This window comes from Burkholderia sp. BCC1985 (assembly GCF_905339915.1).
Lineage (GTDB): Bacteria > Pseudomonadota > Gammaproteobacteria > Burkholderiales > Burkholderiaceae > Burkholderia.
Map to the genome: position 1 here is coordinate 177,598 of NZ_CAJPGY010000017.1, position 9,208 is coordinate 186,805.

A 9,208-nucleotide genomic window follows, 5' to 3' on the forward strand; every position below is an offset into this window, starting at 1 on the left:
ATGTCCAGAATTCGTCTTAATCTCGTTGTCTTCATCGCCGGCCTGCTCGCAGTGTGCTGGATCGGCGTCGGCTATGTCGCGTCGAACCCGCTCGCGACGGCCGTCACGCTGCTGATCGGCGCGTGCTACGTCGCCGGTGCGTGGGAGCTGCGGCGCTACCGGCAGGCGACCGCCACGCTGTCGCGCGCGGTGGCCGGGCTCACCGAACCGCCGGCGCAGCTCGACACCTGGCTCGACACGCTGCCCGCGGGCCTGCGCGGCGCCGTGCGGGCGCGCGTCGAAGGCGCGCGCGTCGCGCTGCCGGGCCCGTCGCTGACGCCGTATCTCGTCGGCCTGCTCGTGCTGCTCGGCATGCTCGGCACGCTGCTCGGGATGGTCGTCACGCTGAAGGGCACGGGCGCCGCGCTCGAAAGCGCGACCGACCTCGACGCGATCCGCGCGTCGCTGATCGCGCCGGTGAAGGGCCTCGGCTTCGCGTTCGGCACATCGATCGCGGGCGTCGCGACGTCGGCGATGCTCGGCCTCCTGTCCGCGCTCGTCCGCCGCGAACGGCTCGACGCGGGCCAGCAACTCGACGCGAAGATCGCGACGACGCTGCGCGTGCATTCGTCCGCACACCAGCGCGACGAATCCTTCCGGCTGCTGCAGCGCCAGGCCGACGTGATGCCGGCCCTGGTCGACCGGCTGCAGACGATGATGACGACGCTCGAGGCGCGCAGCGTCGCGCTGCACGATCGCCAGATCGAAAGCCAGCAGGCGTTCTTCGATCGGACCGAGCGCGCGTATGCGGGCCTGGCGTCGAACGTCGGCGATGCGCTGAAGGAAAGCGCCGCCGAGAGCGCACGGGTGGCCGGTGCCGCGCTGCAGCCGGTCGTCGCGGCGACGATGACGGGGCTCGCGCAGGAGATGGCCGCGCTGCGCGACACCGTGACGGGCGCCGTGCAGCGTCAGCTCGACGGGCTGACCGACGGTTTCGAGAAGACCACCGGGAACGTGACGTCCGTCTGGAACCGCGCGCTCGACGAGCAGCGCCGCGCGGGCGACGCCGTCGCGCAGCAATTGCAGACGACGCTCGGCCAGTTCACCGACACCTTCGCGCAGCGGTCGACGGACCTGCTCGACGGCGTCGCGACGCGCCTCGAATCGACCGAAAGCCGGCTGTGCGACGCGTGGCGCGATGCGCTCGCGCGCCAGGAGCAGGTCGGCGCGACGCTGGCCGGCCAGCATGCGCAGGCGCTCGGCGAAGCTGCCGCGACCTTCGAGCGGCATTCGGGCGCGGCGCTCGCCGCGATGCGCGAGTCGCATGCGGGGCTGCAGACGCAACTGGCCGCGCGCGACGAGGAACGCCTGGCGGCGTGGAATGCGTCGCTGACGGCGATGGCCGCGAAGCTCGGCGACGAATGGCAGCGCGCGGGCGCGCACAGCGCGGGCCGTCAGCAGGAAATCTGCGATGCGCTGGCGCAAACGACGCGCGATCTCGCGGCACAGGCGTCTACGTTCGGACAACGTTCGAACGATTTGCTGTCGACGATCCGCGACTCGCACACGGGGCTGCAAACGCAACTCGCGGCACGCGACGAGGAACGTCTGTCCGCATGGAACGACTCGCTCGTCGCAATGGCGACGAAGCTCGGCGACGAATGGCAGCGTGCCGGCGTGCACAGCGCGGGCCGTCAGCAGGAAATCTGCGATGCGCTGGCGCAAACGACGCGCGATCTGACCGCACAAGCAGCGACGTTCGAGCAACGTTCGAACGACCTGCTTGCGACGATTCGCGATTCGCACACGGGGCTGCAAACGCAACTGGCCGCACGCGACGAAGAACGCCTGTCGGCATGGAACGATTCGCTGGCCGCGATGGCTGCAAAGCTCGGCGAAGAGTGGCAGCGCGCGGGCGTGCACAGCGCGGGCCGTCAGCAGGAGATCTGCGACGCCCTGGCACAAACCACGCGCGATCTGACCGCACAAGCAGCGACGTTCGAGCAACGTTCGAACGACCTGTTGTCGACGATCCGCGATTCGCATACGGGCTTGCAGACGCAACTCGCGGCACGCGACGAGGAACGCCTGTCCGCATGGAACGACTCGCTGGCCGCGATGGCGACGAAGCTCGGCGACGAGTGGCAGCGCGCGGGCGTGCACAGCGCGGGCCGTCAGCAGGAAATCTGCGACGCACTCGCACAAACGACGCGCGATCTCGCGGCACAAGCGTCTACGTTCGAACAACGCTCGAACGACCTGCTGTCGACGATCCGCGATTCGCACGCCGGCCTGCAAATGCAACTGGCCGCGCGCGACGAAGAACGCCTGTCCGCATGGAACGACTCGCTCGCCGCGATGGCCGCCGCGCTGCGCGACGAATTGGCGCAGACGAGCGCGCAGGCCGCGACGCGCCAGCAGGACATCTGCGACACGCTGACCCGCACCGCGAATGACATCACCGCGCAGGCGCAGGTGCATGCAAGCGACACGATCAACGAGATCTCGCGCCTCGTGCAGGCCGCATCGGAAGCGCCGAAGGCCGCGGCCGACGTCGTCGCCGAACTGCGCCAGCGCCTGTCCGACAGCATGGTGCGCGACACCGCGATGCTCGAGGAGCGCAGCCGCCTGCTCGCGACGCTCGAGACGCTGCTCGGCGCGGTCAATCACGCGTCGACCGAACAGCGCACCGCGATCGACGCACTCGTGAGCACGTCGGCCGACCTGCTCGAGCGCGTCGGCGCGCGCTTCAACGACACCGTCGATGCCGAAACGCGCAAGCTCGATTCGGTCGCCGCACAGGTCACGGCCGGTGCGGTCGAGATCGCGAGCCTCGGCGATGCGTTCGGCGCGGCCGTGCAGGTGTTCGGCGAGTCGAACGACAAGCTGCTGAACCACCTGCAGCGCATCGAGGCCGCGCTCGAGAAATCGCTCGCGCGCAGCGACGAGCAGCTCGAGTACTACGTCGCGCAGGCGCGCGAGGTGATCGACCTGAGCATGATGTCGCAGAAGCAGATCGTCGAGGACCTGCAGCAGATCGCCGGTCGGCGGGCATCGGTCGGAGCGTAACGCATGCACGACGAAATCGACGACGGCGCGCCTTCCGCGCCGGTGTGGCCCGCGTTCGCCGACCTGATGTCGGTGCTGCTCGGCGCGTTCGTGCTGGTCCTCGTCGGCGTGATCGGCATGCAGTTGCAGCTCACGTCGAAGCTCGAGGAAGCCGTGCGCGCACGCCAGCAGGAAGCGCAGCAGCGCAAGTCGCTCGAGGAGGCGCTGGCCGGGCCGCTCGCGGCCGGCCGCGTGACACTCGTGAACGGCCGCATCGGCATCAGCGGCAACGTGCTGTTCGCGCTGAACTCCGACCAGTTGCAGCCCGAGGGCCGCGATCTGTTGAAGACGCTGGCTGCGCCGCTGGCCGCCTACCTGAAGACGCGCGACGAGATCCTGATGATCAGCGGCTTCGCCGACGACCAGCAGGTGCGTGCCGGCAACCGCCAGTTCGCGGACAACTGGGAACTGTCGGCCAAGCGCGCGCTGACGGTCACGCGTGCGTTGATCGACGCCGGCGTGCCGGCGAAGTCGGTGTTCGCGGCCGCGTTCGGTTCCGAGCAGCCGGTCAGCTCGAACGCGGACGATGAAGGCCGCGCGAAGAACCGCCGCGTGGAGATCGCGCCGGTGCCGCGCAAGACCGCGTCGAGCGGAGGGAAGGCGAAGTGACGGACGACGCGACGCACGTGCGCGCGACGCTCGACGCGTGGCGCGAGCAGGGTGCCGACCGGCTCGATCCGGTGCACTTCCATCGGCTCGACGCGCTCGAGAAGCGCGCGGCCGCGCTCGACGGCGATGCGCGCGCGTTGCTCGATGCGCGGCTCGCGATGCTGCTGGAAGGGTTTGCGCAGATCGTCGCGCGAGCCGGTGAAGCGGCAGCCGCCGGCTCGGCGGCGCAAGCGAACGCGCAGGCGCCTGCGCGTGGTGCGATCGGCGGGCTCGTCGAGCGCCTCGCGCGCGACGCACAGGCCGATCGTCGCGGGATCGATCCCGCGCTGATCGACTACTTCCGCGCGATGTGGTCGAAGGTCCGCACCGAACAGCAGTACCGCCAGTCGCTCGACCAGGTGCCGCGCAACGCGGGACCGCTCAATTCGAACAGCCTCGTGCACCGGTCGCTCGCGACGATGCGCGAGCTGTCGCCGGAATACCTGCAGCAGTTCCTGTCGTACATCGATGCGCTGGCGTGGCTCGAGGATCTGGCCGGCGGCGGCGCGCAGCCGGAGAAGGAGGCGCCGCGCGCGAAAGCCGCGAAGACGCTGAAACCGGCGAAGAAGACCACGCGCACCAAGGCGCGATAACGCACGCGATTGCGTCGTGCCGATCGTTGTCTAGCGAGCGGTCGCCTGCTCGTCGATCGCCGCGCGCAGCGCGTGCAACGCGTCGGTCAGCGCCGATGCGAACGGCGGATGCGCGGCGATGCCCGCCGCGTCGAGCCGGCTGCCGAGGATCGGCAGCGCGATCGACGCGCGCTCGACGATGCACGCCGACATCACCGACAGCGTTTCCCGCAGCGCCGCGTCCGCATGCGTCGCGCGCGGCGACGCGTTCAATACCGCGACCGGCTTGTACACGACGGCCTCGCATCCCACGACCCAGTCCAGCGCGTTCTTCATCACGCCCGTCACGCCGTGCGCGTATTCCGGGCTCGCGATCAGCACGCCGTCTGCGGCGTTCAGCCGCTCGATCAGGTCGCGCACCGCGGCCGGCGAAGGATCTTCGATATCGGGGTTGAACAGCGGAAACTCACCGAGACGATCGAAACGCGTGATGTGCATCCCGCGCGGCGCAACGCGGGCGGCTGCGTCCAGCAGCGCCGCGTTGTACGACTGCGCACGCAGGCTGCCGCACAGCGCGACGATGTCGATGCGGCGCTCGGAATCGGTTCGGGTTTCGGTAGCCATCGAGGAGCGTAGGGGTGGGAGTCTTGCGCGGCGACGGCGCGCGGATCCGCCGGATTATCGCATCGGCGCGCGAGCAACGTGCCGCGCGTCGGCGACGCGGCGCAGGTGATGCGATTCGCGTCCGGTCCGCGGCAACTGCGGGTCCTGACGCCGGGTGGCAACCGTGTCGCGCATCCCGGTTGCCCGTGCCAGGTCACCGAGTGTCCATCCGTTGCCGAGCAACAGGCGGCGCGTATGCAGCGCACCGTAGACGTCGTCCGCGACGGTTTCGCCGAGATAGCGCAGCGCGCGGCCTTCGACGTCGACGAAGCCGTGCCGGTAGTCGTGCGCGAGCGCGGTCCACAGCTGCGCCGCGCCGAGCGATTGGCGTGCGCCACTGATCAGGCAGAGACCCGCGTCGAGTCCCCATCGATACAGCGTCGTCGCAAGCCCCTTGCGTTGCGCGGACCCGCGCAGCCGCGTATGCGGCGCGCGCAGGTAGCGGTCCGCGCGGCGCGGCAGTTCGGGAAGGCGGTTGAAGATCGTGTAGCCGGCGAGCTGACGGGCCGACGGATCCTCGACGTAAAGGAAATATTCGCCGTCGGCCTCGCGGTGGCGGACGATCAGGCCCGAGTCGCCGAGCGCGACGGCCGGCAGGCCGTGCAGGCGATGGCCCGGCTGGTTCAGACGCGCATGGAGCATGTCGAGTTCATCGTCGATGTCGTGCTGGGAATGCTGTACGTCGATACGCATGGCAAAAGGCGCCCGTCCCGGGCGCATCGAGAAAGGGGTTCATCGCAAACGGGAAAGGAAATGGCAGCGGCCCCCGGGCTCGACGTGCGAGCCGGGGCCGCGAATCAGCTGGGGATGTGCTGGAAACCGGCGGCGATCGCGGCGAGGCCCGCGATGCAAAGTGCGAACAGGATCAGGACTTTGTGGATCACGCCTCTCTCCTCATGTACGCGCGGCGCCGAACGGCGGTGCCACGGAGACGGTGATGGCGGGCACGGCCCGCGCGGCCGTCGTGCGGGACGACGGTCGAAGGTCCGGGCGGCAGGCGCGCGGACGGTCAGCACCATACGCGACGGGAACGGGGCGGGCAACCGGACGGCGGGAGAAAAGCGACGAAACGCGGGGAATCGAGGGTGTTTCGCGACAATCGGTCGCAAGGGGCGGGCGTGTCGACGTCGCGTGCCGGCGTTTGTCTCGAAATCACGTCCGCTTCATGGCAAACGGATTTCACCAGGATCGGACCACGGGAGCGGGCCCGTCCACGGATCGCCGAGCCGCAACGACCTTCTTCACCCGGTGGTTGCGGCGATCTCCTGGTGTTGCCGCCTCACCCCGCCTTCCGCACCCCGAACGCCTGCCTGATCCGCGCGAACAACCCATGCTGCGCGATCCATTCCGCATACGCGCGATAGTCAGGATCACGCATCAAATGACGTTCCTCCGTCTTCGCCCGCGTGTAGTAGATCAGATTGACCGCGACGAGCCCCGCGCAGTGCATCAGCCCGACCTGCCAGCCGAGCGGCTCGACGAACGGCACCGACACCATCCAGTACGACAGGTTCTTCGTGATGTACGCCGGATGCTTCGTGAAACGATACGGGCCCGACGTGATGATCCCGCGGTTCGTGAGGTTCGAGAAACGCAGCCCGAACGAGATCGTCGACAGCGCATAGGTCATGAGCAGCAGGATGATCACCGCGCCCCAGATCACGCGCAGCGTCGGCGCGGACAGCAGCCAGTTGTCCCAGAACAGCGAGCCTTCGTAGCGGATGTAGTTGTTCGAGATCAGCGACCAGAACGGCTGGTAGCACATCAGCGCGGCGACCCAGCCGAGCGTGGTCGGCTCGACGGTGCGCACGTGGCTGTCGAGGATGCGGAACGTGCACAGGTAGCCGACGGTGCCGAACATCAGGTCCATCGTGAACGACAGGTCGTACAGGAACACGAAGGTCGCGATCGTCATCGGCGCGTTCACTGCGTGCGCAAGCGATGCGCTCAGGTGATCGGCGTCCTTCGACAGGTAGACCGTCATCAGCGGCAGGAAGAACGCCTTCACGCCCCAGCCGGCGAGCATCTCGCGCACGGGCTGCCAGCTCGCTGGCGGCTCGCGGCGGAACAGGTAGCGGCCCCACAGCAGGTACGCGTCGTCGGTCTCGCGCTGGTGGCGATCCATCCACGCGAAGTAGAACGGCGCGGCGACGATCACGTACGGCGCGAGCGAGCGCAGCAGCGACCAGAACGGCAGGTAGAACGCGCCGTGATATTCGGGCAGCAGCCAGTAGATCGCGGCGATGCCGGCGTAGATCGACGTCAGCGCGCCGAGCCGCGTCGCGACGCGAGCGAGCCCGAGCGGGCGCACGGCCTGGCGCGACAGTCCCGCGCTCGGGCGCAGATAGACGCGCGAGATGAAGATTTCGTGCAGCGCGATCGTGCCGATGATCGCGAGGCTGGCGACGACCGCGCGCGTGGCCGCATCGAGGCTCGGCTGGTCGCGCGTGATCCACAGCGCGAAGAGACCGGCCGCGATGCCGAGCAGGCCGGCGCGGAACGGCGTGGCGGAACGGGGCGGGCGGTCCTGGACCGCGGCGATGCCGTCGAGCGTGGAATTCATGATCGGATCCTCGTCGGGATGACGGCCGGCGCCCCCGCTTGGCGGGTGGCGCCGGCCATCGGCCGGGCTTTGGATTGGTATGTGCCCGGCCATTGGCCTGTGGTTCTGATACGTGACGCGTTACTTCTTCGGGGCGGTGCCGAGCAGGCCGCCGAGCAGGTTCGTCACCGGTGCCAGCAGGTTGGTCGCGCCAGCCGCGGTGCCGCCGTTCGAACTGCCGGTCAGGCCGGCCGTGACGGTGCCGCTGCCGGACGGCGTCGTCACCGTGCCGGCCGCGCCGCCCGGGCTGGCCGTGCCGACTGCGCCGAGCGTGCCGGCCGCCGACGTCAGCGAGCCCGTCAGCGTGCCGACCGGGCCGCTCGTCAGCGCACCGCCGAGGTTGCCGGTCAGGTTGCCGCCCGGCGTCGTGACCGTGCCGGTGAGGCTTGCGCCAAGCGGCGTCAGCGAATTGACGAGGCCGGTGACCGGTGCCAGCAGGCTGCCGGCGCCCGAGCTGCTGGTACCGCTCGTGCCGCTGGTGCCGCCCGTACCGCTCGAACCGAGGCCGCCGAGGGCGCCCGTCACCGTGCCGAGCAGGCCCGTGATCGGCGCGAGCGGGCCGCCGCTGGTGCCGCTCGTCCCGCTGGTGCCGCCGGAGCCGCTCGAACTGCTGCCGCCGCCGAGGGCGCCCGTCAGCGAACCGAGCACGCCCGTGATCGGGGCGAGCGGGTTGGTGCCGCTGCTGGAACTGCCGCTGGACAGCAGGCCGCCGGTCGACGACACCGTGTTGCCGAGCTGGGACACGCTGCCGCCCGCGCTCGTGCCGACCGGGTTGCCGGTCGCGTTGCCGACCTGCGTACCGGCGAGGCCGAGGCCGCTGCCGAGCGTGTTCAGCAGGCCGCTGAGCGGGGCGCCGAGCAGGGTCGCGTTGCCGAGCGTCTGCGTGGCGCCAGGCGTCGTGACGCCGCCGGTCAGCGTGTTGGTGATCGGGTTGATCACGCTGCCGAGTTGCGTTTCGAGTTGCTGGACCGGCGCGCTGTTCAGCGCCGTGTTGAGCGCCGATGCGGTCGAGTTGACCGCGGTGCCGACCGTGTTGACGAGACTGCCGACCAGGGTCGTCGCCGGCGCGAGCGGCGCCAGCGGACCGGTGCCGAGGCTCGTCACCGCGTTGCCGAGGTTGTTGACGGCGCCGCCGGCGCCGGTCAGCAGGCCGGTGGTCGACGTGAGCGTCGGGCCGAGCGGGTTCGGCGACACGCCGATCGAGCCAAGGCCGGCCGCGACGCCGTTGCCGAGCGACTGCACGCCGCTGCCGAGGCTGGTGACCGCATTGCCGATGCTGGTGGCCGTCGTCGGGTTCGTGCCGGGGACCTGTACGCCGCCGATCTGCGACCCGCCGTTCGCGACCGTCGTGCCCAGTGCCGTGACGAGCGTGCCGGTTTGCTGGAGGACGTTGCCGAGCGGGGTGGCGGAAGTGCCCGACGTACCGGACGTGCCTGACGTACCGGAAGTGCCCGACGTGCCGGAAGTGCCGGAAGTGCCGGAAGTGCCGGAAGTGCCGGACGTGCCCGACGTACCGGAAGTGCCCGAAGTACCGGAGGTGCCCGACGTACCGGAGGTGCCCGACGTGCCGGAAGTGCCCGACGTACCGGAGGTGCCCGACGTACCGGAGGTGCCCGACGTGCCGGAAGTGCCCGAC

General features: G+C 69.9%; 7 protein-coding genes and 1 pseudogene. 4 read left to right on the top strand and 4 right to left on the bottom strand.

Going from position 1 to position 9,208, the window contains the following annotated elements; translation table 11 throughout:
* Genes U4Z31_RS19670 through U4Z31_RS19680 form a run of 3 tightly spaced genes read left to right on the top strand, consistent with a single transcriptional unit; the run spans nt 1 to nt 4,328 of the window.
* Entirely contained in the window at nt 1-3,048 is a 3,048-nt protein-coding gene (locus U4Z31_RS19670) for a DUF802 domain-containing protein (protein WP_321811143.1), read from the top strand.
* A 3-nt stretch (nt 3,049-3,051) separates the two neighbouring features.
* Nucleotides 3,052-3,696, top strand: coding sequence for an OmpA family protein (locus U4Z31_RS19675; protein ID WP_044845327.1), 645 nt, complete (start codon nt 3,052-3,054; stop codon nt 3,694-3,696).
* On the top strand, nt 3,693-4,328 hold the full coding sequence (locus U4Z31_RS19680; protein ID WP_321811144.1) for a DUF2894 domain-containing protein: 636 nt from the start codon (nt 3,693-3,695) through the stop codon (nt 4,326-4,328). The genes U4Z31_RS19675 and U4Z31_RS19680 overlap by 4 nt, the downstream gene beginning before the upstream one ends.
* A 30-nt stretch (nt 4,329-4,358) precedes the next feature.
* On the opposite strand, the gene U4Z31_RS19685 is transcribed toward U4Z31_RS19680, so the two are convergent.
* The 4 genes from U4Z31_RS19685 to U4Z31_RS19700 form a co-directional block, all read right to left on the bottom strand.
* Nucleotides 4,359-4,931: an NADPH-dependent FMN reductase gene (locus U4Z31_RS19685; RefSeq protein WP_321811145.1), complete on the bottom strand. Its 573-nt coding sequence runs from the start codon at nt 4,929-4,931 to the stop codon at nt 4,359-4,361.
* 54 nt (nt 4,932-4,985) lie between these two features.
* Nucleotides 4,986-5,663 (bottom strand): histone acetyltransferase, encoded by a 678-nt coding sequence (locus tag U4Z31_RS19690; protein WP_321811146.1) that lies wholly within the window; start codon nt 5,661-5,663, stop codon nt 4,986-4,988.
* Nucleotides 5,664-6,249: 586 nt separating this feature from the next.
* Nucleotides 6,250-7,533, bottom strand: coding sequence for an isoprenylcysteine carboxylmethyltransferase family protein (locus tag U4Z31_RS19695; RefSeq protein ID WP_321811147.1), 1,284 nt, complete (start codon nt 7,531-7,533; stop codon nt 6,250-6,252).
* A gap of 120 nt (nt 7,534-7,653) precedes the next feature.
* Entirely contained in the window at nt 7,654-8,928 is a 1,275-nt protein-coding gene (locus U4Z31_RS19700; protein WP_321811151.1) for a collagen-like triple helix repeat-containing protein, read from the bottom strand.
* On the opposite strand from U4Z31_RS19700, the pseudogene U4Z31_RS19705 reads away from it, so the two are divergent.
* Nucleotides 8,831-9,208, top strand: a pseudogene (locus U4Z31_RS19705) (highly repetitive protein); the annotation flags it as partial. The gene U4Z31_RS19700 and the pseudogene U4Z31_RS19705 overlap by 98 nt on opposite strands.

Excerpts from the sequence above, each read along its gene's own strand:
- U4Z31_RS19670 (WP_321811143.1), top strand. The coding sequence starts at position 1 with ATGTCCAGAATTCGTCTTAATCTCGTTGTCTTCATCGCCGGCCTGCTC.
- U4Z31_RS19675 (WP_044845327.1), top strand. The coding sequence starts at position 3,052 with ATGCACGACGAAATCGACGACGGCGCGCCTTCCGCGCCGGTGTGGCCC.
- U4Z31_RS19685 (WP_321811145.1), bottom strand. The coding sequence starts at position 4,931 with ATGGCTACCGAAACCCGAACCGATTCCGAGCGCCGCATCGACATCGTC.
- U4Z31_RS19690 (WP_321811146.1), bottom strand. The coding sequence starts at position 5,663 with ATGCGTATCGACGTACAGCATTCCCAGCACGACATCGACGATGAACTC.
- U4Z31_RS19695 (WP_321811147.1), bottom strand. The coding sequence starts at position 7,533 with ATGAATTCCACGCTCGACGGCATCGCCGCGGTCCAGGACCGCCCGCCC.